This window comes from Candidatus Krumholzibacteriia bacterium (assembly GCA_035268685.1).
Lineage (GTDB): Bacteria > Krumholzibacteriota > Krumholzibacteriia > JAJRXK01 > JAJRXK01 > JAJRXK01.
Window position 1 is genome coordinate 41,519 of record DATFKK010000145.1, and the last position, 26,605, is coordinate 68,123.

Consider the following 26,605-nt stretch of genomic DNA (forward strand, 5'->3'; position numbering starts at 1 on the left):
TCAGGCCGTACGCCGCCGTGCCTCGGTCCACCAGCCGAGCAGGCGGGTGCGGAGACGGTCCGGCCATGGGATCGGCGAGGGCCGCCGATCGAGTGCCGCGAGGATGTGCGGGACGGCGGCCGTGCCCGCCCGGTACCCGACCTCGATCAATTCCTCGTGTCGCTTCAGATCGAACGAGTGGAAGCCCCGCAGGTCGGGCTCGATCAGCACGTCGGCCAGGGGGACGGCCTCGCGCGCGTTGCGCACGGCCACGATCCCGATGGTCCGCATGATCATGGCCAGTAGATGACCTGGGCGCGGCGTGAAGTCGGCGAAGGATCCGAGGTGCACGCCGACCATGGTCGTACAGCCGATGTCGCGGAGCGTGGGCAGGGGCAGGTACTCGAGGAAACCCCCGTCGGCGTAGAGCCCGTCGCCGATCTCGACGGGACTGAAGATCTGCGGGATCGAGCAGCTGGCCTGAACGGCGGGAGCCACGGGTCCGTGGCTGAAGACGGCCTTGCCCCCGCTCAGCAGGTCGGTGGTGACCACGTGGGTGGGGATCTCGAGGTCCTCGAAGGTCAGGTCTCCGACCGTGTCGCGCACGAGTTCCGCCACGCCCTGGTTGGAGAACAGGCCGAGACGGGGAATGCGCACGCGGGCGAGGCGTCTCCAGTTCACGCGGCCGGCCATCTCGACCATGCGGTCGGTGCCCACACCGGAGGCGTAGACCACGGCGATCAGGCTACCGCCGCTCGTCCCCGCGATCACGTCCGGACGCAGCCCGGCTTCCTCGATCGCCTGCAGCACGCCGATGTGGGCGATGCTCTTGGCGGTTCCTCCGGAGAGCGCGAGGCCCAGGGTCGGACGCGGCAGATCGCTCATGGGTCGGTATCTCCCGGGTGCGGTCGGGGAGTCACCGCTGTCGATCGGCACCGGCGTGCGGACGGCTCAGGACGCGTGCGCGTGCGTGGCGTACTCGATCGCGGCGTTGCGACTCGACTCCAGTCGAAAGTACTCGGTGAGCCGGGTCATCTCCAAGACCTTCATCACCGCAGCGTCGACGTTGCACAGGACCAGGACGCCGCGCACGCGTTCCAGGGCGGTCGCCACGCTGACCAGGGCCGAGAGGCCCGAACTGTCGACGTAGCGCACGGCGTGCAGGTCCAGCACGACCGCTCGGGCTCCGTCCTCGACCTGGTTCAACATGGATTCGCGCAGATCGACACTGTTGGTGATGTCGACGGCCCCTTCGGGCTCGTGCACCGGAACACTGGACAGGGTGTCATGCGTCGGTACGTTCACGGTCTCGCTCTCCTGATCGGGAATCGGAATCGTCGACGTCCGGGGTCCGTCGGACCACGATCAACGTCGTGTCGTCGTGACGCGGCGTCGTGCCGCAGTGCTCGTCGATCGCGGCGAGGATACGATCACGCAGATCGGATGCGCCGAGACCGCGACTGTGCGCGAGCACGCGGTGCAGACGATCGGCCCCGAACTGCTCGCGCGAATGATCCATGGCTTCGCTCACGCCGTCGGTGTACAGGACCATGGTGTCGTCGATGGCGAGTCGGAAGGTCTGCGCTTCGTAACTGGCGCCCGGCCGCAGGCCGAGCGGCAGGGCCGGCAACGGGAAGCTGTCGATGCGTCCGGTGTCCGCGCGTCGGATGGAGGGCGCGTCGTGTCCGGCCGTCGAGTAGCCCACCGTTCCGGTTCGCGGGTCGAGGGCGGCGAACACGGCGGTCACGAAGCGGGCGCCGAATCCCTCGGCGCAGAGCAGGCGGTTCACCTCGCCGAGGATCGCAGCCGGATCCGAGTGACGTGTCGCGGTCGCGCGGAACAGGGCCCGGGTCGCGGTCATGATCAGACCCGCCGGAACGCCCTTGCCCGACACGTCGGCCACCACGAGCCCGAGCCGACCGTCCGGCAGGTCGAAGTAGTCGAAGTAGTCACCGCCGATCATCGTGGCCGACACCGACGAGCCGTCGATCTCGAGTCCGGGACGGTCGGGCGGTTCGGAGGGCAGGAGCTGACTCTGGATCTGGTGCCCGACCTTCAACTGCTCCTGTTCACGTTCGCGCGAGAGCTTCATCTCGATGAGCAGTGCGTTCTCCACCGCGGTCGCCGCGAGACCCACCCCGGAGCGGACCGACGCCAGCAGCGGACTCTCGACCGCCGTCACGTGCTGCGGAGCGACCAGATTGATGCAGCCCCACAGGGCGTCGTTGGTACACAGCGGCAGCATGAGCAGCCGGTCGAAGTTGTACTGGCCCTGGTGGTCCGACCGCAGGTCCTCGCGGGCCAACAGGACCGGTTCCCGCGAGGTCATGATCTCGTCGATCACGCGCCGCCCGTCGGCGCGTTGCAGGGCCATCAGTGCGTCGTGCGGGAGGCCCCAGTCCACGGCGGTGACCAGTTCGTCGTGGTGCAGGAGCGTGATCGACCCGATGTCCGAACCGAGATGGGCCGATGTCAGTTCGAGGATGTTCACCAGCAGCATGTCGAGGTCGAGCTGGCCGATGAGCTTGCCCATCTCGTCGAGATAGAACAGCTGTTCGCGCATTCGATCGTTGTCCGACAGGACGTCGTCGAGATACAGCGACCGGAAGATCGCCGGCGAGAACTGGGTCTGCAGGATCGAGGGTAGGGCCGGGTCGTCGGGAACCCGGTGGAAGAGCACCGCACCCAGGGGACGATCGCGGAACGAGAAGCGTACGGCACGCGACGGTACTTCGGCTTCGACGAAGGACCGTGCCGCGGCCGCGTCGTGCGGGCAGCGATCCTCGAGGTACAGGTCGCCCTCCTGGTCGAACAGGTAGAGCCCGCGAGCGGTACCGTCGAGCGAGACGAAGAGGGCTTCGGTGACCTCTTCCGGGGTCACTGCCGAGGCGAGCCGTTCGGCCAGTGCCTCGCGATCGATCCGGACGGTGGTGGTCACGCGAAGCTCCCCGCGATCGACGAGACCTCGTCCTCGACCGAGGCGATCACGTCCTCCACCCGTTCGGGCGCGGTGTCGAGTTCACGGCAGAGCGATTCGACCCTTCCGCTGGCGTTCGGGTTGCGGCACGTGCGTGCGTAGCCGTGCAGGTCGAGCATCGCGTTGACCACGGCCACACCGAGAACCAGGGGGTCGTCCCGGATCGCGTCGATCGGTTCGTGGTGCCGGGTGATGGCACCGAGGAGTTCGTCGGGCAGTCCCCAGCGCTCGTGGACCAGTCCGCCCACCTGCTGATGATCGATTCCCAGCAGCCGGTGTTCTCCGACCGGTTCGAGCGCAGTGGCGGCGTTCGCCTCGATCTCGCGGCGCACCCGGGGGTAGAACTCGCTCATCGCGATCCGTCCCACGTCGTGCAGGAGGCCCGCCACGAACATCTCGTCGGCGACTTCGCGAAGGGCGCCGACCTTGCGCGGCAGGCGCGCGGACGCCAGGCCGCTGGCAAGACTGAACAGGAAGACGCCGTTGGGCTCGAAGGTCGGGACGCCCAGGGATCCGCCCATGGTGTTCCGGAGGCCGGCCGCCATGACGAGATTGGCGACGGTCCGGAAGCCCAGGGTCATGACCGCGCGGCCGACGTCGACGACCTCGCCCGAGCGGACGTAGAAGGGGCTGTTGGCCATCTTCAGCACACGCGTGGTCAGACTCGCGTCACTGGAGATGCGTTCCTCGAGGTGTTTGATGTCGGCGTCGGCGTCGCGCAGCTCGCGCATGAGCTCGTGCAACAACGCCGGCAGGGCGGGCAGGCGGCGGATCGCGGCGTCGACTTCGGCGGTCGACGGGCGCACGTCGGCGACTCCGGTGTTGGAGCCGGCCGCGGTTCCGCGGGAGCGTCGGGAATCGCGCGAGACGTAGTCGTCGTATCGGAGTTTCGCCATGGTCTCCTGGTCCCCAGGACCGCGGGTTCTCGGGTTGGCGTTGCCTCGGGCGTGCGCTAGTGTCCGCTCGTTCGAGCGGGAACCTTCCGTCGTACCGCGTACCGGTGCGTACGGGACGCGCGTCACCCTCCAGAACCGGGGCATCGATCGTGCCCGAACGACCCCGTCGCCGCCCATGAGCTACCTCCGAGCGCTCGACGCGGCGCGATCGCACCTCGATCGCGGCGACCTCCTCGCGGCCGAGGCCGAACTCGAACGCGCCCATGACGAATGGAGGCGGTCCCGCGTCCGTGCGCCCCTCGTCGAGCGCGGACTGGAACCGGCCCTGCGCCGATTCGGCCGTTGGTTCGGGAGGAAGTCGACGTCCCCCGTCCTCCCCGTCTTCGGCCACCGGGCCACCAGACTGGAGGACGATCTCCGCGCGTTGGCCAGACTCCTCCACGACGAGGCCCTGCGCACCGCAGGCCGTGAGGCCAAGGATCTCGTCGAGTCCGACCGCCAACTGCTCGAGCGCGCCCTCCGCCTGGACCGGCGGAGCCGGATCTTCGGATTCGAACGCCCCGAGCGCTGGGACGTGCTCCACGGCTACCTCGAGGCCTGCCGCCGCCTGGCCCGCAGCGTGGACGAGGGCCTGCTCCCCACCGACGTGGCCGACGCCACGCAGGAGGAGTGGCTCGGGCGGTGGGCCGAATCGGTGTTGTCGGGGAGCGGCGTCGTGTCGACGCCCCTGCTGCGATGGCTGGAGCGTCAGGCCGCGGCGGTGGCTCGCCTGGAGGGTCCCGGGGCCGACGCCTGGAGCTGGATCGCGGCGCGAGGAGCCCTGCGCGATCCCGAGGGAGGCGAACGGGCCCTCGCGCACGTCGAGCGCGCGCTGCGCGGCGACCTCGACGAAACGTCGCGGGAGGCGGCACGTCGGGCACTGGCCGGACTGCTCGTGAACGAGGGGGTTCTCGCGGTCCCGGGGGCCGATGCCAGGGAGGCGCTCGAGCGCTGGACCCCGGAGGAGCACGGTGCGGTCTGGCCGCCACCGGAGATCGCGGAGCTGCTCGACGCCCGGACCGCGCGTGCGGACGAGCGACCGGTGGCATCGGTGGTGTGGAGTGGCGACGCGGCGAACCTCGTGGTCGTCCTGCATCGCGGCAGCACGCCACTCGACGCCCTCGCCGTGTCGCCGCGTGTCGACGCGGGGGAGGGGAGGTCGCGGTTCGAGGCGTCCCTGCCCGAGGTTCGTGGCTGGCTCCGGCGATGGCTTCCCGACGGGACGCTGATCCTGGCCGACGGAACGCTGCCCGCAGGACTGGCCGAACTCTTCGCCTGGTGGCAGGTGCTCGACGTCGAGGCCCTGGTACACCGGATCGACAGTGGGGGCGATCCCGTCGAGGAGACCGCTCCGGTCGCGCCGCACCCCCTCTGGAGCGGGCCCCACGGGCACCCGGTCTTCCGCCCCCTGGCCGACCGCGCCCGAAGCCTCGTGCCACGCCTCCGGGGGTGGATCCGCGCCAGTCCCTCGTTCACCGAGCCCTGGGGACGCGACGCCCTCGGCCAGCTCGCCGACCACGGATTGGAGCTGTGCGGGCTCCTGCGCCAGGCGATCGAACGCCTCGACGAAGCCCGACCCGGCGGCGAGAGACGGTTGCAGACCGTGGACCTGGTGGTGCCCCTGCAGTGGCCGCGCCTCGAGACCCGCGACTGGCCGATGGCGTCGACCGGCGATCCGATTCCGACCGGACGCGGGGTCGATCGCTCGCGCCGGGGGACCATCTGGCACGATCGGCCGGCGACCCCGGAGGAGTTGGTCGACGTCGCCAGCTCGAGCGAGCGCGCGGAACTCCTGACCGCGAGCCTGTCGCGGGCCCGGGATCTTGCCGCGCGGAGTGCCGCCCGGATCGATCCCCGGCGGGTGAGCGTGGCCCCGCGCCGGGTGCGGTGTCCGGAGGCCTGGCTGCGACGGCTCGACGACACCATCCGCACGGCGGTGGGTGCGTCCGAGCGACAACTGCACGTTCTCGCACTGTGGAAGTCCCTCGCCGAGACCCCCAACGGGGATCCCGACCTGCCCGGGGACCTGCCGGCTCCCCCCGTCCCGGATGCCGTCTGTGGCGACGCCTGTCGGCTCACCGCCCGCGGTGGCTGCTGGCCGGCCCAGATCGAGGGCCGCCGTGAGGCGGCACGGGTGTGGGTGGTTCCGATCGGGGAGTCGGGGCTGACGCTGGAGGAACCGTCCGACACGTTGTTCGACGATCCGCGCACGTGGACGGTCGGCATCGACGACACCGGAGCCGCCGACCGCCTGGCCTTCACCATCGACCGCGCCCGGGCGGCGGATCGATCGTGGGTCTGGGTCGTCGGCGGTGTGCTCGATCCTGCCCTGCGGACCCACTGGAATCGAATGGTTCCCGTCGCCCTCCACCAGGTGACGAGCGAGAGCCGGGAGGCCGCCGACGTGGTGATGGCTCCGCCGGGCTATCGGCCGGGTGATCCGGTGCTCGGGGAGTGGTCCGAGCGGGTCCTGGAACGTCGGATCGCCGCGTGGCGCGAACTCGGGGGCGGTGATCACCGCTGGTGGGAGCCGGTCGGATCGCCGCCGGACGCGGCGGCCTCGGTCGAGGGTGCGGGGACCGGACGGTCGCACCGCTTGGTCGTGACCGCGCGCCTCGCCGGACCTGCCGTCCGGGATCCACTGCTGCTGCTGCTGCGGGCCACGGCCGGTCTCGGCCACGCGGCGGAGAGCTGGGTCTGCCTCGACCCTCGCCTGGCGCACGTGCTCGGCAGCGAGGGGGGCTGGTTCCATGGCGAAGCGTCCCGTCGCGGGGGGACCCGTGGAGGTGCGGCCGAGGCGCTCGACGCGAGTGTCGCGAGCGGGCGCGATCTCCTGACTGCGCGCGGGGTGCAGGCGGGCGCCGCGTGGACCACACCCCTCGACGCCGATCGCCTGCGCGCCGCCGCCGCGGTCCGTGACGAGAGCCAGGACTTCGGCGCCGAGGCGCTGGCGCGGACCACGCGGGACTGGGCCCGCGGTCGACCGCTGATCGTGGGGGGCGCGACCGACCGCCAGCGCGATCGCGTCGTGCGTCTGGTCCGCGAGCTCTCCGAGCGCAGCGGTGACGGCGGTCCGCTCGGGGTGCGTTGCGTGGTCGTCGTCGGAACACCGCCCGTCGACGAGCTCGATGCCAGGTCTGCCGTCGTCGGGCCCGGCGAGGTGGAGCGTCTGGGGGCCATCATGCTCGAGGCCGAGCGTGGTCGTCTCTCGCGCGTCGATCTCCATCCGCTCCTGCTGCTCGAGGACGCCGTCCGGGAGTGGGCGCAACGCGTGTCGAGCGTGGCCTGGGTCTTCGTGCACGGCGAAGAGGTCCTGGCCACCCTCGAGAGCATCGACGGGCCGGCGTCGGAGGCGGCGGCCATGCACCCGTGGCGCGACGTTCTCGAGCGTTCCGGCGCGGGGGCGATGGTCTTCGTCGACGCCGTCGAATCCGACGCCCGCAGCGTGCCGGCGCGCTGGGCCGCCGCCCTCGACGCCCGCGTCGCCGTCGTCGAGACCGGTCGCGAGGCCTTTCCGCGCTGGCGTCTCGAGGTCGAGGTGATCGACGTTCCGGCTCTGGAGTGCCCCGAGTGCGGATCCGCAGTGCCGAGTGATCCCTCCCTGATCGCGTGCCCCGCCTGCGGTCGGACGCTGCCGGGGGATCCTGCGTCGGAGCGGCACCGCCTGCGGGCATTCGAGAACGCGCTGGTGCGCGCGTTGCAGCGGCCCACCGACGAACCGTGGTGGGCGATCGGGGCCGATGCCGATCTGGTGCAGCGTCTGCGCTCGCGGCTGGGGTTCGAGAGCTACACGGAGGACCAGGCGCCCCTCCTGGCCGGGGTCGGGGCCGGAGAGCACGGTCCGGACGTCCTGCACGTCGAGGCGCTGCGCCACCGGAGCGGTCCTCCCCCTGGCCTGCTCTGGATCGATTGCCCGCGCTCGGTGTCCGAACTCGAGGGCCTCCTCCTGCGACTGACCGCGATGGAAGCGCCGGCGCCCCGTCTTCGGTTGTTGCTCCCCCCGGTCGGTGCGAGATGGGCGGCCGATCCCCGTCTCGCCGGCCGGTGGCGATGGACCGCCAGCCGGACCGAGGTGGAGTTCCGTCTGCGCGGCACGGGCCCCGCGCGTTCGCGTCGCCCGTCGCACGCGGGGCTGCGTCCGGAACCGGAGCAACCCTTCGACCGACCCGGAGTCATCGCCCGACGCAGAGGGGTCCTCGGCGTCGACGCCGACCGACCCGCTCCCGACCCGTCGGCGATGCTCGATGCGCTCGACGCCGTGGGGCCGGTCTTCGGGGCGGTGACGGCGGCACCGATCGACGAGGCGGCTCTTCCTGCCGACGTGGACGTGGAGGAACTCGCCGGACTCCTGGACTGGGCACGGCGGGCCGAGGTGATCGAACGCGTCGACACCGAGGGTGCCGACGTCGTCGAGCTCCCGTCCTTCGAGCGCGCGATCCGTGGGGTCGCTCCCGACGCGACCGTGGCCCTGGCGGACGTGGTCACGGGAGACATGCGCGGCTCGGCCACCGAAGAGGTCGCGGAGCCGCACCCGGGAGCGGTCCGGGCGTCGGTGATCGGGGGCGAGGGCGAGCGTCGTTTGCGCGACGACGTGGAACGAGCCGCGCTCCGTGGAGACCGGGTCCTGGTCGTCGTCGCGCATCCCGGCGGGCGTCTTCGCTGGGAGCCCCTCGCGAGCGAAGGGGCCGACGTCGTCGACATCGAGGAGCTGGCTCTCGCCTTCCTCGACGCGAGCTCGGGCCGGAGCGAAGGCGACGTGGTGCGTCGCCTCCTCCCGGTGGGCGGGGCCGCCGAAGGAGAGGAGGTCCGACTGCGACTGATGCGGGGCGCCTCGCGGCGCTACGTGCGGGCCACCGGGAACGTCCCGGCGATCGAGGCGCAGGACCTGAGGCGTGTGGTCCAGGGTGAGGCCGGTGCGATCGCGCCCGGTTCGGCCGCGGACGTCGACCTCGATCTGCTCTCCCGGTGCGCAGCCCAGGCCCGGGCCGAGGCCGGCTGGATGACGCCGGCCGAGTTGCGTGTCGCCACGGTCCGGGCGGTCGAGCGCGAAGCCGAGCTGGTCGAGCGATGGCGACGTCGCTATCGCTGGGCGGCCGTCGACGGAGCCCACGACGTTCCGCCCGATCTGCTCGAGTTCGTCCGGGCGCTGTTCCCGACACCGCGCCGATGGGAGCTCTTCGATCCGCTCCTGATGCCGTCCGACGCGGACGTCCCGGTCGGCGCCGAGGCCACGGTGAGCGCCACCCTGCCCCGCGAGTGGGTGGGGGCGATCGAGACGCTCCGGCGATCGGATCCCGCACTGCCGAGTCGTCTGCGGACGACTCGCCGCGGACGCGGGGCGGGAACGGTCGAACGGGTGCGGGTGCTGACCCTGCAGGCCGCGGCCGAGTGGGTGATCGAGCAGGTGCCGCCGGACCGCGCTGCCGATCGGACCGGAGTGGTCGTCGGCCACGAGCACGACCGGGCCGAACTGCGGGCCGCACTGGAGCGCGCGGGCCACGCCGTGGTGGAGGACCGCACGGCGGCGAGTTGGCTGGCGAGTGGACCGCGGCACCTGCTCGCAGCGTTGAGACTGGTGGTCTTCGAGCCGGAGGCCGGGGTGCTCGACGTGCTCGCGCGTCTGGATCCCGTTCTGCGCGACGCCGATCACGAGGCCCGGTTGCAGCGCTGGATCGCGGCCGAGACCGACGTCTCGGGTCTCGACGTGCGAGAACTCCGCCTGGCTCGACTGCACCGCGTGCGCGAGCGGGTCGATGCGGAGGATCGTCTGGTCGACGCGGCCGCCGCGGTGCTCGACAGCGGCATCCTCGATCCTCTGCTCGGCGCCGATGCCGCGTCGGGACGCCTGCGCGATTGGTTGGCCGACCACGGTTCCCGTTCGGTGGCCGAGGTCCTGGCGCGGCTCGATTCCGCCCTGGTGGTCGATCCCGTGGCGCCCGGTCGCGGTCTTCACCTGCTGGCCCCCGACGACCTGGCCGGGCCCGACCATGATCACGTGATCGCCATCGGGACCGGCTACGAGCTGCCGGCTCGTCTCGTGCGCGTGCTCCTGCGGGCCCGACGGCGGGTCAGTCTCCTCTACTCCGAGCGCGACCCTCTCGCCTGACCGACCACGGTCGACGGTGGGAAGGGTCGGCCCCTCGGCGGTGGGAACTCCCTTCCGCATGATGCGTCGCGCCGGGACCGGGAACCGGCCCGATCCACCCATGCGTGGCACGCGTGACCCTCTCGGGGAACTGGCACGCCTCGTGCGGAGGCGAATGCGGACGTTCACGCAGGCCCGTTCCGGGGCCGGAAGCCGTGCGAACGCCGATGCCGCCGTTCGGGAGACCCGCAATCCGCACGATCGCGATCGGGATTCGGGACCGAGCCCAGATCGCACGAAGGAGCAAGGAAACCATGAAGAGCTTGCGCACGATCTCGCTGCTGGCCGTGGCCGCGACCGTCCTGTTCGCGTCCGTCGCCCAGGCCGCCCCCACCGTCGCCCTGTACATCGGCGACGAGAACCACGAGGCCGCCACCATCAAGCCGAACACCCCGACCCCGCTGAACATCTACGTCGAGGGCATCGACGACACGATCTTCTCGGTCGAGTACAAGGTCGGTCTGCCGTCCGACCTGTTGGTCGTCTCGAACACCTACTACCCCGGAGCCCTCGACTTCGGTTCGAGCGCGAACGGGGCCGCCATCGGGATCGGCGAGTGCATCTCGAGCTTCCAGGAGACCATGGGTCACGACCCGCTGTGGGTCCACACGATCACCGTGTACTCGCTCGGCTTCCTCGACGCGACCGACATCACCGTGGGTCCGTACGAGGGCTACGCCACCGATCCGGCCACCCCGCGTTACTCGGACTGCGGTGGCAACATCAAGCCGCTCGACGGCAAGGGCGCGACCATCGCCGTGACCAGCGTCTCCAATGGCGAGGACAGCTGGGGCGCGGTGAAGTCCCTGTACTAGGCTCGGATCCGCCACGGGTGGAAACGGGAACGACGAGGGTCCGGCCGTCTGGCCGGGCCCTTTCGTCGTGGCGCGAAGGCCCTGCGCGACGATGTCGTTCCTGCACCCTCCCGGGCCACTCCCCGATCCGCACGGACGACGATCGGTGCGCAACCCGGAGCGGGCGGATCGCGTCTTCTGGTTGTGCACCGCGTCGATCGGGGCGACGATGCGTCCGCGGTCCGTGTCGGAGCCGCCCGCGGCCCGCGCGTGGTGACGAGAGGCAGGCAATGTGGACGTCGAAGTCTTCCCCGATGCTCTTCCCGGAGCCCGGCGCTATCCGGAGATCGCGCGTCGCGCCGCCACCCACGTCGCGCTGACCGAGAGGGTCGGTCGGCTCACGCTGGCGCTCGACGCGCCCGAATTCGAGGGGTCGGGATACTGGCAGGTCGAATCGGAACGCGACGGATCGGTGCACGCCACGCTCTACGGGTCTCCCTCCGACGTCCTGCGTCTCGACACGCGGGTTCTCGGACTCGATCTGGCCCGCCTCGACGTCGAGGCGCTCGTGGCCACGCCGGGCGTGCGGTTCGAACCACTGCTGCTCGATCGGTGGCTCCACCGCAACCTTCTCCAGCTCGCGGACCTGCTGGAGCAGCGGGTCCGGCCGGCCGAGGTCGCCCGACACCAGGCGGCCGCCCTGCAGGCCTGCTGGGACGTGTGGACCGACGGCCGTCTCCGCCAGTGGCAGAAGCCCGGGCTGAGTCAGGCCGAGCGGCGACGCGTGTTCTATCGGATCTTCACGCGCCGCAGCCCGCTGCTGCCCCGGCACTGGCAGGTGTTCCACGAGCTGTGGGAGGGACATCTGCGCGACCACGAAGGACTGGTGGCGGCGGTGGAGCGTCTGCCCACCGCGATCTCGCTCGGTCCCAGATCGAGCGTGTCGTCGTAGGAACCCTCGGGCGCCCGGCGCCCGGCCATCCCCCCTCCGTACCGTGACCACGAGACCGCGTACCGCTCTCGCACTGCTGGTCGTGCTCTGCACGCTCGTGCCGGGTATCGGTCGGGCCGGAGCGTGGCTGCAGCCGGAGGGCGGAGCCTTCGTCAAGACCAGCTGGCTGTACCTCGACACCGACCGCCGCCACGACTGCCGCGGCGACGAGGAGCCCGCGGCGTCCTTCGACGGGAGCTTTCGCGAGCACCAGGCCTTCGTCTACGGGGAGTTCGGCCTGCACCGCCGGGTGACGGCGCTGGTGTCGATGGCGGTCAAGGACGCCCGGATCACCGACGCCGTGGTTCCCGAGTTCGGGACGAGGTCGACGGGCGATCTGCGCCTGGGCGCGCGTTGGGGCCTCGCCACCGGCTCGATCCCGGTTTCGCTCGAGACGGTCGTCTCGGTTCCGACCTACCCCGAGAGCGATCTCAGCGACCCCGTGGGCGAGCGGGAGCAGTTCCTCCCCGCGGGGACCGGCCGGATCGAGATCGAGACGCGGCTCCAGGCCGGGGCGTCGCTGTACCCCCTGCCTGTCTACGCCAATCTCGCTCTGGGGCGGCGCGACCGCGGTGGGGTGTTCGGGGACCAGTGGACCGTGGCGGCCGAGGTGGGGGCGACCTTCGATCGCGTGTTCGTGAAGTCCGACCTGAGCGCGGTCCTGGCCGACGGTGACCTCTGCGCCGGGGAGGCGGCGGTCGGCGCGGTCACGGTGCACGAGCAGAGTCTGCGCTGGAGTCCCGAGGCTTCGTGGCGTCTCGCGGGCGACGTGTGGGTCGGCGCCGGGGCGTCGTTCCTCGTCTCTGGGCGGAACACGCTCGACGGCACGCAGTGGAGCCTGTCGGTGGCCTGGCAGCGTCGGCCGGGCGGCGGGGGCTGATCGGAGCGGGGCTGCGGTTGACACCGGCCGAACCCCGAACGTATCGTACCGGGGTTTGCGGAGAGGGCCTCCGCACTTCGAGACATCGAACCGGAGTCCCCCTGTCGGGGCTCTCCCGAGAAAACGGAAATCGGAGGAAGTTCTCCATGATCTCCAGGTCTGCCGACCGGTCCCGGTCCGCGGCGGGGCGCCGCCCCTTCGCACTGCGCACCCTGCTCGCCTGCGTGGCGATGTCCGCCGCGCTGGTCGCCGGCTGCGGTGAAGAGGAAGAGGTCGATCCCTACGTCTACGGAACGCTCGACCAGGTCACGCGTGGCCACGTGCAGAGCGAGGGATATCTCTTCGAGGTCGACGCGCCGGAGTTCGTGCTGCTCGACGGCAACACGGGCATCGCGCGCGTGGGCAACCACCTCGAGGTGATCGTCGCCGACGATCTCGAGAACCGTGCGGCCAACTGGGAGGGCAAGCTGCTCGGCGTGCAGAAGTTCTACTCTCCCTACGTCTGGCTCATGGTCAAGCGCGTGAGGGAGCCGGTGGGCGAGACCTTCAACGTCACCGAGCTCGATTCCGTGCCCGACCCGGTGCTCCCCGAGTTCACCGACGTGGACCTCGAGGAAGTCAGCGGCTTCGACCTCGGCTCGCTGCGCTACAACCAGCGCGAAGCGATCGAGGACATGGTCGACGCCGAGGTGCAGGGTGTGGGCGTCGTGTCCCAGCTGCCCGACCACGAGTGGGAAGCACCCGAGGAGGCCGCCGACGACACCACGGTCGCCGAGCCGCCCATGGAGTGGTACCTGCAGGCCGAGGGCAGCGATGCCACCTTCAAGATCACCAACGTCACGCCGGAGCTGGAGCTGGCCTTCGAGCTGCTGCAGGCCGAGAACCTGCCGTTCATCGGTGGTGTGAGGATCATGGAGCCCTACCCCTGGGTCGAGCGTCGTGAGTCGCGCGTGAGTGCGCCGGTCGAGGTCACCTTCGTCCGCTACGCGAACCGGTACCTCGCTCCCTGACACGAGCCGTGGTCCGACGAACGCACGAAGGCCCTCGTCGCTCGACGGGGGCCTTTCTCGTGGGAGGGTCGCGCGGCGCTCAGCAGATCTCGTGGGCGGGCCGTGCGGGACTCAGCAGAGCTTGTCCTGCAGGTCGAGGTACTCCTGCATGACGAGCTGCACACCGCGCGACTCCTTGACCAGCGGTGTCGTGAAGATCTCGCCGCCGACGAGGCCGACCATGACGTCGCGTTTGCCCGACAGGAGCTTCTGCACCGCGGCCGTCCCGAGGCGCGAGGCGAGGATGCGGTCGAAGGCGGAGGGCTCGCCCCCGCGCTGGATGTGACCCAGCACCACGACGCGCACGTCGCGCGACAGGATCAGTTTGAGCCCGGTCGCGATCTCGTCCGCGCGGGCCGCGCCCTCGGCGATGATGATGATCGCGTGCTTCTTCCCGCGATCGTAGCCGCCCTCGATGCGCTGACACATCTCGTTGATGTTGAAGGGCATCTCGGGAACGATGACCTCCTCGGCGCCGCTGCACAGACCGGTGGCGATGGCCAGCATGCCGCTGTTGCGGCCCATGACCTCGATGCAGAAGATGCGTCCGTGCGAGGTCGCGGTGTCACGGATCTTGTCGACGGCGTCGACGGCGATGTTCAGAGCGGTGTCGTAGCCGATCGAGTAGTCGGTGCCGTCGATGTCGTTGTCGATCGTGGCCGGAACGCCGACGGTGGGGATGTCCCACTCGGTGTCGATGCAGTGGGCGCCGCGGAAGCTCCCGTCGCCGCCGATCACGACGAGTCCCTCGACTCCGAGGTCGAGGAAGCGGTCGCGTGCGGCCTCGCGCGTCGTCGGCTGCTGGAAGTCGGGGCAACGGAAGGTGCGCAGGATCGTGCCGCCGTGGTGGAGGATCCCACCGACCGAGTTCGCGTCCATGGCTTCGAAGGAGCCCTCGCAGAGCCCCACGAAGCCGCGCTGCACGCCGACGACCTCGATCCCGTGGTACACGGCGGTACGGACCACGGCGCGCACGGCGGCGTTCATCCCCGCGGCGTCCCCTCCGCTGGTCATCACGGCGATCTTCTTCATGCTTCGTCCTGTTCGGGAGGAGGTGAAGGGCCCTCGGTACCACGTCGGCGGGCGAGACGCCAGGCGCGACGCAGGCGGTCGGCCACCTCCGCCTCGAAGCCGTGCTCGCCGGGACGGTAGAACACCTCGTCCCGGATCGGATCGGGCAGGCACGGCATGGGCGCCACGCCCGCGTCGTCGTCGTGGGCGTAGGCGTATCCCTCGCCGTAGCCCAGTTCGCGCATCAGGCCGGTGGGCGCGTTGCGGAGGTGGTGCGGGACGGGGTGCCGCTCGCCACTCTCGATCGCTCGACCGACGGCACCGTAGGCGCGGTAGAGAGCGTTGCTCTTCGGCGCCTGCGCCAGGTAGACGCAGGCCTGGGCCAGGGCGAGCTTTCCCTCGGGCATGCCGATCCGATCGATCGCGACGGCGGCGGCGTTGGCCTGTACCAGGGCCTGGGGGTCGGCCATCCCCACGTCCTCGCTCGCGAAGCGCACGAGTCGCCGCGCGACGTATCCGGGATGTTCCCCGGCCTCGAGCATCCGCGCGAGCCAGTACAGGCCGGCCTGCGCGTCGCTGTTGCGCAAGGACTTGTGCAGAGCACTGATCAGATTGAAGTGTTCCTCGCCGGTCTTGTCGTACACGAGATGGGCTTCGCGCAGCACGCGGTCGGCACGCTCGGCGTCGATGCGGGCGCCGTCCTCACGCCGGGCGTCCCGAGCGGCGAGTTCCAGGCTGCCCAGGGCGAACCGGGCGTCGCCGCCGCTGCGCCGGGCGATGGCGTGCAGCGCGTCGTCGTCGGCGCCGAGGCCGTCCAGGGCGGGGTCCTCGGCGAGCGCGCGACGTTGTACCGCGACCAGCGCATCCTCGTCGAGGGCCGACAACACGATCACCCGGCAGCGTGACAGGAGCGCCGAGTTCACCTCGAAGCTCGGGTTCTCGGTCGTCGCTCCGATCAGGACCACGTCGCCGTGTTCGACGGCGGGCAGCAGCGCGTCCTGCTGGGCTCGGTTGAACCGATGGATCTCGTCGAGGAAGAGCACCGGAGCCCGGACGCCGCGCTCGCGGAGGTGCGCCGCCTCGGTCATGACGCGCTTGAGTTCCTTCACGCCGACCCGGACGGCACTGTAGGGGAGGAAGGTCGCACCCACCTCCCGTGCGAGGCACGCGGCCAGAGTCGTCTTGCCGCAGCCGGGAGGGCCCCAGAGGATCAGACTGGGCAGCTGCCCGGTGTCGAGCGCGGCGCGCAGGACCGTACCCGGGCCGAGGGCTTCTTCCTGTCCGATCACGTCGTCGAGGCGTCGCGGGCGCATGCGCTCGGGGAGAGGCGCACCGGCGTCCACCGGCGCGGCGGACTCCTCGTCTTCGTTCGATTCTTCGAAGAGATCGCGCATCCGAAGCCTCCCGGGAGCGTCGCCGTGGCGGCGGCATGATAGCAAGGAGTCGCCGCGTTGACACCGCCGCGTCGGCGGCGATACCGTCCGCTCCGCTCGATCCGTCCCGATGCAGGTCGCCGCGGGACCGACTCCGACTCCGACTCCGGGAGACATCGTGTCCGATTCCGGCTGCCGCCGCGAGGATCCCGCCTCGTGGATCGATCACACCCTTCTGCGCGCCGATACCACCGGGACGTGTTCCGGCGCGATCAACGGCGGAGGCGCCGCGTGAATCCCTACGACCTGATCGATGCGAAGAAGCGGGGTCGCCGGCACTCCCGCGAGGAGATCCAGGGTCTCGTCGCGGCCGTCACCGACGGGTCGATCCCCGATTACCAGGTCTCGGCCTGGCTCATGGCCGTGTGGTTCCGCGGTCTCGACGACGAGGAGACCACCGAGTTCACTCTCGCCATGCGCGACTCGGGCGACGTCATCGACCTCGATCGCCTTCCCGGTCCGACGGCCGACAAGCATTCGACGGGCGGCGTGGGGGACAAGATCAGCCTGTTGCTGGCGCCGCTCGCGGCCGAACTGGGTATGCAGGTACCCATGCTGAGTGGACGCGGCCTGGGCCACACCGGGGGCACGCTCGACAAGCTGACGTCGATTCCGGGGTACCGGATCGACCTGTCGGTGGACGAGATGCTCGACGTGGTGCAGCGCGTCGGGTGCAGCATCGTGGGGCAGACCGAACGCATCGCGCCCGCCGACCGGCGGCTCTACGCGCTGCGCGACGTGACGGCGACCGTCGACTGCGTGCCACTGATCGTCAGCAGCATCCTCAGCAAGAAGTTCGCGGCCGGACCGCGAAACCTGGTGATCGATCTCAAGTGTGGCAGCGGGGCCTTCATGCGCACGCCCGACGACGCGCGTCGCCTGGCCCGGATGCTGGTGCAAGTGGCCACGCGCGCAGGACGCGAGGCTTCGGCCCTGATCACGGACATGGACCAGCCCCTGGGCGAGGCGGTCGGTCACGCCCTCGAGGTCGAGGAGGCGATCGCCGGACTGTCGGGAGGAGGACCGTCGGCCACGCGCGAACTCACGGTGGAACTCACGACGGAGATGGCCGTCCTCGCCGGTCTCGGAACCGCCGACGACATGCGGATGCGCGCGCGTGCGGCCCTCGACGACGGCAGCGCGCTGCGCCGTTTCGTGACGATGGTCGAGGCCCAGGGTGGGCGGCTCGACCCCGCGGCGCCCTCCCTGGACGTCGCACCGGAGCAGGAGCCGTTGCGGGCCGAGCGCGACGGCGTCGTCGCGTCCTTCGAGACCGAGCAGGTCGGATGGGCGGTCGTCGACCTCGGAGGCGGTCGGCGCACCCACGCCGACGATCTCGACCGCGGTGTGGGCCTGCGTGTCGTGACGCATCGTGGCGAGCCGGTCGAACGCGGGACACCCCTGGTGCGGATCTTCGCACGCGACGAGGAAACGGCCGCGCTCGCACGCGCGCGCCTGGCGCGCGCGATCACCCTGGCCGAGCGAGCCGACGATGGTCTGCCTCTGATCGGCGAACGAGTGACCGCCGCGGATCTGGCCTAGCCGCCGCCACCCCCGTTGGTCCCGGTGTCGAACTCGTCGCGCCGGGCCGACTGGGCGTCGATCGCCTCGAAGTCGCCGATCTCCTCGCGGAGGGCGGGGCTCCCACGTTGATGGATCTCGCACGAGCGGGACGGTGGTGCGGTCTCGGCGAAGATCTCGGCCTCGATGTCCACGCAGGCCGACGTGGGCAGTTGGCCGGAGTCGCGGCAGACCAGGCGTTCGACGATGCCCTCCGGACGGCGGAACGTCGTCTCGGGCGTGTTCTCCACCGCGTCGACCATGGTCCGGGCCCAGATCGGCAGGGCCATGACCGCGCCGGTCTTGCGCCGGCCCATCGACATCTGCTGGTCGAAGCCGACCCACACGCCACCGACGACGTCGGGAGTGAATCCGACGAACCAGGCGTCGCTGTAACCGTCCGTCGTCCCCGTCTTGCCCGCACCGTCGCGGTGGAAGTCGTAGGCCCGGGCACTGCGGCCCGTGCCCTCCTTCAGTGCGGTGCGCATCAGATCGACGACGAGGAAGTTGGTGACCTCGTCGATCGCCTCTTCCTGGTAGGGGAGATTCTGTTCGAGGACCTCGCCGCGCGCATTCTCGATGCGCTCGATGAACAGGGGCGCAGTGCGGATCCCGTGGTTCGCGAAGGCCGAGTACGCGCTCACGAGGTCGATCAGGGTGGCCTCCCCCGCGCCGAGTGCCAGGGAGTACACGTCGGGCAGACCGTCGCGGTCGAGACCCACGCGGCCGGCCATCTCGATCACGGGCTGGGTGCCCAGCTCGAGGATGAGACGCACAGCCGGAACGTTGATCGAGTGGGCAAGGGCGTGGCGAAGTGTGACGGGGCCGTTGAACTCTCCCTCGAAGTTCACGGGGCGCCACAACTCGTCGCTGCCCGTGTTCACCTCGACCGGCGCGTCGAGGAGGATCGACGCCGGAGTCCATCCGCGTTCGAGCGCGGCCGCGTAGAGGAAGGGTTTGAACACCGAACCGGGCTGACGCTGGGCCTGGGTCGCGCGATTGAACTTGCTGACGCGGAAGTCACGACCGCCGACCATGGCACGCACCGATCCCGTGCGGACGTCCATGAACAGGAGTCCACCCTGGAGGTACTCGGGCAAGGGGCGTTCCTCGGGTTCGACGTCGGCGTACAACGAGTCGTAGAGAGCCCGGGTCTGCTCGTACTCCTCCTGCTCCTCCAGCTTCACCAGATGGCCCTCGAGATGGGCCTCGGCCTTGTGTTGCAGTTCGGCGTCGAGCGTCGTGTGGACGCGTAGCCCGTCCTCGTACAGCTTCTTAACGCCGTAGTGTTCCTCGAGGTACTGACGAACCTCCTCGACGAAGTAGGGCGCCAAGCGGTCGTCGTCGCGGTCCCGACGGATCTCGACCTCGGTCGATCCGACCTCCGCGGCGGTGTCGGGATCGAGGTGACCGGCGCGCACCAGATTGCGCAGCACGATGGCCCGCCGCTCGTAGGCCCGATCGAGGTTTCGATACGGCGAATAGTAGCCCGGGTTGTTCAAGACCCCGGCCAGGAGCGTGGCCTCGGCCGGGGTGACGTCGCGGACGCTCTTGCCGAAGAAACTCAACGACGCTGCCTCGACCCCGTAGGCGGGACCGAAGTAGATCGTGTTGAGGTACATCTCGAGGATCTCGTCCTTCGTGTACGTACGTTCGATCTGCAGCGCGAGCAGGATCTCGCGCACCTTCCGCGTCCACTCCTTGCGGTGGTGCAGGAACAGCGATCGCGCGAGCTGCATCGTGAGTGTCGATCCGCCCTGGGCGGCACGGCGTTCGCGAAGGTTCGTGACCGCCGCGCGCGCGAAGCCGCGGATCGTGATGCCGTAATGGTCGTAGAAGTCGCGGTCCTCGGTGGCGATCACGGCCTGGACGAGCAGCGGCGGGATCTCGTCGAGGCGAACCGGCACGCGATTCTGGCGGTAGAACTCGCGCAGGGTGTCGCCGTCCGCCGAGAAGACCAGGGTCTTGATCGCCGGTTCGATCGTCTGCAGTCGCGCCGGCGACGGCAGGTCGCGGGAGAGCTGATGGACCACGGCGAGCACCCCGCCCCCGCCGAGCAGCACGACCGCGACCAGGCCCCAGAAGGCGAACTTCACCGCGAACGGAGACAGGCGGCGGGACAGCAGGCCGCGACGGCGTTTCGCGTCGGGCTCGGTCATGGTGGCGGCCTCCAGGCGGGTCGCGGTCGCGACGCCGGTTCGTGGGCGGGCGCGGTGAAGCTATCGGGTGTGGGGACACAGGGCAAGCCCCGCGCCAGTGCGTGTTGACACCGCCGTCGACGCCCTCGTAGCGTGCTCGGTTCCACCGGAGCGGGCGTCTTCCTGCTCCCTGGTATTCCTCCGGCCCGAAGGCGTTCCATGTCGAGTCCATCCGCCGGCGGTGGTCCGGCCGACGAAGTCCGTCCCGATCCCGAACTCGAGGTGCGGGTCGAGGAGCAGATGCGCGTGATCGAGCGCGGCACCGTCGAGATCCTGCCGCGCGAGGAGATGGCGGCCAAGGTGGGGCGTTCGATCCGCACGGCGACGCCGTTGCTGGTGAAGGAGGGCTTCGACGCCTCGGCCCCGGACCTGCACCTGGGACACGCTGTGCAACTCCGCAAGTTGCGGCAGTTCCAGGACCTCGGCCACGAGGTCGTCTTCCTGATCGGCGACTTCACGGCGATGATCGGCGACCCGAGCGGTCGGAGCGCCACGCGGCCCATGCTGAGCCGTGAGCAGGTCCTGGAGAACGCGGAGTCGTACCGGAGACAGGTGTTCAAGGTGCTGCTGGAAGAGCGCACCCGCGTGGTCTTCAACAGCGAGTGGTCGTCGGGAATGGCGGCGGTCGACGTCCTGCGTCTGGCCAGCGAGTCGACCGTCGCGCGCATGCTCGAGCGTGACGACTTCGCCAAACGGTACGCCAGCGGAACACCGATCAGCATCCAGGAGTTCCTGTACCCTCTCTTCCAGGCCTACGATTCCGTCCAGCTCGGCAACGACGTCGAGGTCGGCGGAACGGATCAGAAATTCAACTTGTTGATGGGGCGACAGTTGCAGCAATCCCGTGGAATGGCTCCCCAGTGCGTGCTCACCCTGCCCCTGCTCGTCGGCACCGACGGCACCGAGAAGATGAGCAAGAGCCTGGGCAACGCGATCGGGATCGAAGAGGCGCCGGACGAGATGTTCGGCAAGGTGATGTCGATCCCCGACGCGGCCATGCCCTCGTGGTTCGAGCTGGTGTCCAGCCTGGACCTCGACGAGCTCGACGGTGTGAAGGCGCAGCTCGATGCCGGAACGGTGAACCCGAGCCATCTGAAGCGGCGCCTCGCCCGCGACATCGTGGACCAGTACCACGGCGAGGGGGCGGGGAAGGTCGCCGAGGCTGCATTCGATCGTCTGTTCGTGGACAAGGCCGAGCCCGACGAGGTCCCACGGCACGAGCGGCCGGCCAGCGGCGAGCCCGTCGGACTGCTGGCGCTGATCGCGGATCTGGGTCTGACGCCGTCCCGCGCGGAAGCCCGACGCCTCGTCCAGCAGGGCGGAGTGGCGGTCGACGGCGACCGGATCACCGAGATCGGGCACGTTCTGGATGCCTCCGGCGGGTGTCGCTACCGCCTTCGCGTGGGAAAACGCCGTTTCGCCGACGTGGAATTCCTGGCCGGGGAATGAGCTCGGCGCAGGTAAGTGATTTCTTTTCAATGGCTTGAAATCTGGGCCCGTCCGCTCCGGGGGAGAGGTCGAGATTTTCGTGAAGAAACCCTTGCCGACCCGACGGCGGCGCATATATTCCGCCCTCGCTGCACGCGCCGAGGCGGTCTCCGATCGCCGACGCCGGACGGCCCTCGAAGCGAACGCAACTAGGTGTTGACAGCGAGGGTCTCCGGAATTAGCGTGTCCAGTCCGCCCGCAAATGCGGGTCCACCGCCCATGGCGGACCGGCCTACGTGAAAGCTCCTCGTCGTTTCGTCGAGGTGTGGCACCGGGCCCGGCTCTTTGACAATCGAATAGCGTGTAAGACCCGATCAATTCCAGGAGACGTGTGATCGTCCTCCCCGACGGATTCGTCCGTCGGAGAGGTAGTTCACAACTCAACGTTAAACGGTGACACGACGTCACGTGTCACCACTCGAGAACGCGAGTCGGTGCTTCGGCCCCGGCTCTGGTTTTTCGACAACGGAGAGTTTGATCCTGGCTCAGAACGAACGTTGGCGGCGTGGATTAGGCATGCAAGTCGAACGAGAAAGCTCCCTTCGGGGAGTGAGTACAGTGGCGAACGGGTGAGTAACGGGTGGGAAACCTGCCCAGGTGTGGGGGATAACATCTCTAACGGGGTGCTAATACCGCATACTCCGAGGAGTCGCATGGCTCGTCGGTAAAGGGGGCCTCTGATTCAAGCTCTCGCATCTGGATGGTCCCGCCTCCCATTAGCTTGTTGGTGGGGTAACGGCCTACCAAGGCAACGATGGGTAGCCGGCCTGAGAGGGTGTCCGGCCACACTGGGACTGAGATACGGCCCAGACTCCTACGGGAGGCAGCAGTCGAGAAGCTTCGGCAATGGGCGAAAGCCTGACCGAGCGACGCCGCGTGAGGGATGAAGGCCCTACGGGTTGTAAACCTCTGTCAGGAGGGGATAAAGCGTATCGGCCAATACCCGATGCGTCTGAAGGTACCTCCAAAGGAAGCTCCGGCTAACTCCGTGCCAGCAGCCGCGGTAATACGGAGGGAGCAAACGTTGTTCGGATTTACTGGGTGTAAAGGGTGCGTAGGCGGCTACGTGTGTCAGAGGTGAAAGCTCACGGCTCAACCGTGGAATTGCCTTTGAAACTGCGTAGCTTGAGTCCGAGAGAGGATGGTGGAATTCCTGGTGTAACGGTGAAATGTGCAGATATCAGGAAGAACACCGGTGGCGAAGGCGGCCATCTGGCTCGGTACTGACGCTGAGGCACGAAAGCTAGGGTATCGAACGGGATTAGATACCCCGGTAGTCCTAGCCGTAAACGATGTCCACTAGGTGTCGGAGGTCCTACCCCTTCGGTGCCGGAGCTAACGCATTAAGTGGACCACCTGGGGAGTACGCTCGCAAGGGTGAAACTCAAAGGAATTGACGGGGGCCCGCACAAGCGGTGGAGCATGTGGTTTAATTCGATGCAACGCGAAGGACCTTACCTGGGCTTGACATGCAGGGGACAGGTGTAGAGATACACCCTTCTTCGGACTCCTGTACAGGTGCTGCATGGCTGTCGTCAGCTCGTGTCGTGAAATGTTGGGTTAAGTCCCGCAACGAGCGCAACCCTTGTCCTTAGTTGCCAGCACGTAATGGTGGGAACTCTAGGGAGACTGCCGGTGACAAACCGGAGGAAGGTGGGGACGACGTCAAGTCATCATGGCCCTTACGTCCAGGGCTACACACGTGCTACAATGGCACATACAGAGGGCAGCGAACCCGCGAGGGGGAGCCAATCCCAAAAAGTGTGCCTCAGTTCGGATCGCAGTCTGCAACTCGACTGCGTGAAGTCGGAATCGCTAGTAATCGCGGATCAGCATGCCGCGGTGAATCCGTTCCCGGGCCTTGTACACACCGCCCGTCAAGTCAACCGAATTGGTTGCACCCGAAGTCGTCAGGCCAACCGCAAGGAGGCAGGCGCCTAAGGTGTGGCTGGTGAGGGGGACTAAGTCGTAACAAGGTAGCCGTACCGGAAGGTGCGGCTGGATCACCTCCTTTCTAAGGAGACCAGGATCCAAGCGGCCTTGGCTCCGATGAAACATCAGGGCTCGAGCTTCGGCTCGAAACACGAGACGCTGGATCCAGGTAGGCGTCTCCTGGATGGGCTTACACGCTATTCGATCGTCACGGGGCCGGGCTATCGGCCGCGCGATCCAATTCGGGCCTATAGCTCAGTTGGTCAGAGCGCACGCCTGATAAGCGTGAGGTCGGTAGTTCAAATCTACCTAGGCCCACCATGGGTTCGGTTCCCGGCTCGCGCCGTGGAACCACGTTGGTCTCGGGGATATAGCTCAGTTGGGAGAGCGCCGGCTTTGCAAGCCGGAGGTCACCGGTTCGATCCCGGTTATCTCCACCAGCACGGAATTCGTCTGGCACCGCCAGCATCGCTCTTTGACAATCGCATATCGGGTGAGTAAGGCATGAAGCACCTTTTGGAGCTTGACTTGAATCAAGCTACTAAGGGCACTTGGCGGATGCCTTGGCGTCAGGCGGCGATGAAGGACGTGGTAAGCTGCGATAAGCTTCGGGGAGCTGCAAACAAGCTGTGATCCGGAGATGTCCGAATGGGGAAACCCACTGCAGGTAAACCTGTAGTATCCCTGACTGAATACATAGGTCAGGAGAGGCCAACGAGGGGAACTGAAACATCTAAGTACCCTCAGGAAAGGAAAGTAACGACGACCTCCTCAGTAGCGGCGAGCGAACGGGAGCCAGCCCAAACCGAGCACATGTCAAGGCCGCAGCCGTTGTGTGTTCGGGGTTGTGGGGCGTTGTCAGAGGGAATTGCGGATCCCTCGAGGAGTCAACAAATCAGCGTTTAGTCGAGGCCTCTGGAAAGAGGCACCACAGAGCGTGACAGTCGCGTAGACGAAAAGCGCTGGTCTCCTTGGACATCGTTCCCAAGTACCGCGGGACACGAGAAATCCTGTGGGAATCCGGGAGGACCATCTCCCAAGGCTAAGTACGTCCTGACGACCGATAGTGTACCAGTACCGTGAGGGAAAGGTGAAAAGTACCCCGGGAGGGGAGTGAAATAGTACCTGAAACCAAGTGCCTACAAGCGGTTGGAGGCCGTGGGGTTGCCCACGGCTGACAGCGTGCCTTTTGCATAATGAGCCGGCGAGTTGCTCGTCCCCAGCAAGGTTAAGCGTCAGAGACGCGTAGCCGCAGCGAAAGCGAGTCTGAACAGGGCGTTCAGTTGGGGGCGGCAGACCCGAAACCGAGTGATCTAGCCATGACCAGGTCGAAGCGCATGTAACAGTGCGTGGAAGTCCGAACCCGGGAACGTTGAAAAGTTCTGGGATGAGTTGTGGTTAGGGGTGAAAGGCCAATCAAACTCGGAAATAGCTGGTTCTCCCCGAAATAGCTTTAGGGCTAGCCTCGTGTAGGTTTGCTGGAGGTAGAGCACTGAATGGGTTAGGGGCCCCACAAGGTTTACCGACCCCAATCAAACTCCGAATGCCAGTAAATGTCGCACGGGAGTCAGGCACCGGGTGATAAGATCCGGTGCCGAGAGGGAAACAACCCAGACCGTCAGCTAAGGTCCCTAAATCCAGGCTAAGTGGTAAAGGATGTTGAGCTGCCCAGACAGCTAGGATGTTGGCTTAGAAGCAGCCATCATTTAAAGAAAGCGTAATAGCTCACTAGTTAAGTGGCTCAGCGCCGAAAATGATCGGGACTAAGCTTGGTACCGAAGCTACGGAATCCTTTGGGATTGGTAGGGGAGCATTCCGTCAGGGACGAAGGGTCATCGACGAGATGGCCTGGACCGATCGGAAGAGACCATGCCGGCATGAGTAGCGATAAGACAGGTGGGAAACCTGTCCACCGTAAGCCTAAGGTTTCCTGAGGAAGGCTAATCCGCTCAGGGTAAGTCGACCCCTAAGCCGAGGCCGAAAGGCGTAGGCGATGGGAATCCGGTCAAGATTCCGGAACCGTGTTGTCACCGTTCGAGTGATGGGGTGACGCAGGAGCGTAGATTCATCCACCTGATGGATGGTGGTTCAAGCGTGTAGGATGTCCTGGTTGGCAAATCCGCCGGGATAGATCCGAGACGCGATGACGAGGCCTTTGGCCGCAAAGTGAATCCAAGCACACTGCCGAGAAAAACCTCTAGCGAGGTGACGCGCGATCGTACCGTAAACCGACACAGGTAGGCGAGGAGAGTATCCTAAGGTGCTCGAGAGAACCGTAGCAAAGGAACTCGGCAAAATGGCCCCGTAACCTAGGGAGAAGGGGCGCCACTAGTAGTTGAGTCCCCACGCGGGACAAGGTGAACGTGGTCGCAGTGAAGAGGCCCGAGCGACTGTTTACCAAAAACACAGCACTATGCTAAGCCGTAAGGCGACGTATATGGTGTGACACCTGCCCGGTGCTGGGATGTTAAGAGGAGGGGTTAGCGCAAGCGAAGCTCTGAATCGAAGCACCAGTAAACGGCGGCCGTAACTATAACGGTCCTAAGGTAGCGAAATTCCTTGTCGGGTAAGTTCCGACCTGCACGAATGGTGTAACGACTTGGGCGCTGTCTCTGCTACGGACTCGGCGAAATTGTAGTAGCGGTGAAGATGCCGCTTACCCGCGACAGGACGGAAAGACCCCGTGCACCTTTACTGCAGCTTCATATTGGGTTCTGGTAATTCATGTGTAGGATAGGTGGGAGGCTTCGAAGCGGGCACGCTAGTGTTCGTGGAGCCGACCTTGAAATACCACCCTTGGGTTGCTGGGATTCTAACCCGATTCCGTGAATCCGGGTCGGGGACAGTGTGTGGCAGGCAGTTTGACTGGGGCGGTCGCCTCCTAAAGAGTAACGGAGGCGCTCAAAGGTCACCTCAGCGTGTATGGCAATCACGCGACGAGCGTAAGGGTATAAGGTGGCTTGACTGCGAGACATACAGGTCGAGCAGGTGCGAAAGCAGGACCTAGTGATCCGGCGGTTCCGAATGGAAGGGCCGTCGCTCAACGGATAAAAGGTACGCCGGGGATAACAGGCTGATCTCCCCCAAGAGTCCACATCGACGGGGAGGTTTGGCACCTCGATGTCGGCTCATCGCATCCTGGGGCTGGAGAAGGTCCCAAGGGTTTGGCTGTTCGCCAATTAAAGCGGTACGCGAGCTGGGTTCAGAACGTCGTGAGACAGTTCGGTCCCTAT

Annotated in this window: 14 protein-coding genes, 2 tRNA genes and 2 rRNA genes; 11 read left to right on the forward strand and 7 right to left on the reverse strand. The window is 67.7% G+C overall.

Annotated features, from left to right (window positions below; genetic code table 11):
• The 4 genes from VKA86_13780 to VKA86_13795 all read right to left on the reverse strand — a co-directional run bounded on the left by VKA86_13780 (position 1) and on the right by VKA86_13795 (position 3,852).
• Positions 1-864: a patatin-like phospholipase family protein gene (locus tag VKA86_13780; GenBank protein HKK72283.1), complete on the reverse strand. Its 864-nt coding sequence runs from the start codon at positions 862-864 to the stop codon at positions 1-3.
• A gap of 66 nt (positions 865-930) precedes the next feature.
• Entirely contained in the window at positions 931-1,284 is a 354-nt protein-coding gene (locus tag VKA86_13785) for an STAS domain-containing protein (protein HKK72284.1), read from the reverse strand.
• Positions 1,265-2,917 carry a SpoIIE family protein phosphatase gene (locus VKA86_13790; protein ID HKK72285.1) on the reverse strand — a complete coding sequence of 551 codons (1,653 nt, stop codon included), beginning with the start codon at positions 2,915-2,917 and terminating at the stop codon, positions 1,265-1,267. Before VKA86_13790 ends, VKA86_13785 begins: the two co-directional genes overlap by 20 nt.
• On the reverse strand, positions 2,914-3,852 hold the full coding sequence (locus VKA86_13795) for an HDOD domain-containing protein (protein ID HKK72286.1): 939 nt from the start codon (positions 3,850-3,852) through the stop codon (positions 2,914-2,916). The genes VKA86_13790 and VKA86_13795 overlap by 4 nt, the downstream gene beginning before the upstream one ends.
• Positions 3,853-4,027: 175 nt before the next feature.
• On the opposite strand from VKA86_13795, the gene VKA86_13800 reads away from it, so the two are divergent.
• From VKA86_13800 to VKA86_13820, 5 genes are all read left to right on the forward strand, one after another.
• Positions 4,028-9,997: a hypothetical protein gene (locus tag VKA86_13800; GenBank protein HKK72287.1), complete on the forward strand. Its 5,970-nt coding sequence runs from the start codon at positions 4,028-4,030 to the stop codon at positions 9,995-9,997.
• A 293-nt stretch (positions 9,998-10,290) separates the two neighbouring features.
• On the forward strand, positions 10,291-10,851 hold the full coding sequence (locus tag VKA86_13805; protein HKK72288.1) for a hypothetical protein: 561 nt from the start codon (positions 10,291-10,293) through the stop codon (positions 10,849-10,851).
• 271 nt (positions 10,852-11,122) lie between these two features.
• Complete coding sequence (locus VKA86_13810) at positions 11,123-11,782, forward strand: hypothetical protein (protein ID HKK72289.1); 660 nt, start codon at positions 11,123-11,125, stop codon at positions 11,780-11,782.
• Between the two features lie 43 nt (positions 11,783-11,825).
• Entirely contained in the window at positions 11,826-12,701 is an 876-nt protein-coding gene (locus VKA86_13815) for a hypothetical protein (GenBank protein ID HKK72290.1), read from the forward strand.
• Positions 12,702-12,847: 146 nt separating this feature from the next.
• Positions 12,848-13,711, forward strand: coding sequence for a hypothetical protein (locus tag VKA86_13820; GenBank protein ID HKK72291.1), 864 nt, complete (start codon positions 12,848-12,850; stop codon positions 13,709-13,711).
• A gap of 111 nt (positions 13,712-13,822) precedes the next feature.
• Here VKA86_13820 and pfkA read toward each other — a convergent pair whose 3' ends face one another.
• Both pfkA and VKA86_13830 read right to left on the reverse strand, forming a co-directional pair.
• Positions 13,823-14,782, reverse strand: a complete 960-nt coding sequence (gene pfkA / locus VKA86_13825; protein ID HKK72292.1) for a 6-phosphofructokinase — start codon at positions 14,780-14,782, stop codon at positions 13,823-13,825.
• Positions 14,779-16,155 (reverse strand): replication-associated recombination protein A, encoded by a 1,377-nt coding sequence (locus tag VKA86_13830; protein ID HKK72293.1) that lies wholly within the window; start codon positions 16,153-16,155, stop codon positions 14,779-14,781. Before VKA86_13830 ends, pfkA begins: the two co-directional genes overlap by 4 nt.
• 270 nt (positions 16,156-16,425) lie before the next feature.
• Between VKA86_13830 and VKA86_13835 the strand changes: the two genes are divergently transcribed.
• Positions 16,426-17,736 (forward strand): thymidine phosphorylase, encoded by a 1,311-nt coding sequence (locus VKA86_13835; GenBank protein HKK72294.1) that lies wholly within the window; start codon positions 16,426-16,428, stop codon positions 17,734-17,736.
• Here VKA86_13835 and VKA86_13840 read toward each other — a convergent pair.
• Positions 17,733-19,913, reverse strand: a complete 2,181-nt coding sequence (locus tag VKA86_13840; protein ID HKK72295.1) for a PBP1A family penicillin-binding protein — start codon at positions 19,911-19,913, stop codon at positions 17,733-17,735. The genes VKA86_13835 and VKA86_13840 overlap by 4 nt on opposite strands.
• A 261-nt stretch (positions 19,914-20,174) precedes the next feature.
• Here VKA86_13840 and tyrS point away from each other — a divergent pair, with 261 nt between their 5' ends.
• The 5 genes from tyrS to VKA86_13865 all read left to right on the forward strand — a co-directional run.
• Entirely contained in the window at positions 20,175-21,401 is a 1,227-nt protein-coding gene (tyrS, locus tag VKA86_13845) for a tyrosine--tRNA ligase (GenBank protein HKK72296.1), read from the forward strand.
• Positions 21,402-21,902: 501 nt separating this feature from the next.
• Positions 21,903-23,454 (forward strand): 16S ribosomal RNA (locus VKA86_13850).
• Between the two features lie 162 nt (positions 23,455-23,616).
• Positions 23,617-23,693 (forward strand) — tRNA-Ile (locus VKA86_13855).
• Positions 23,694-23,736: 43 nt separating this feature from the next.
• Positions 23,737-23,812: transfer RNA gene (locus VKA86_13860), tRNA-Ala, on the forward strand.
• Positions 23,813-23,903: 91 nt separating this feature from the next.
• Positions 23,904-26,605, forward strand: a 23S ribosomal RNA gene (locus VKA86_13865); the annotation flags it as partial.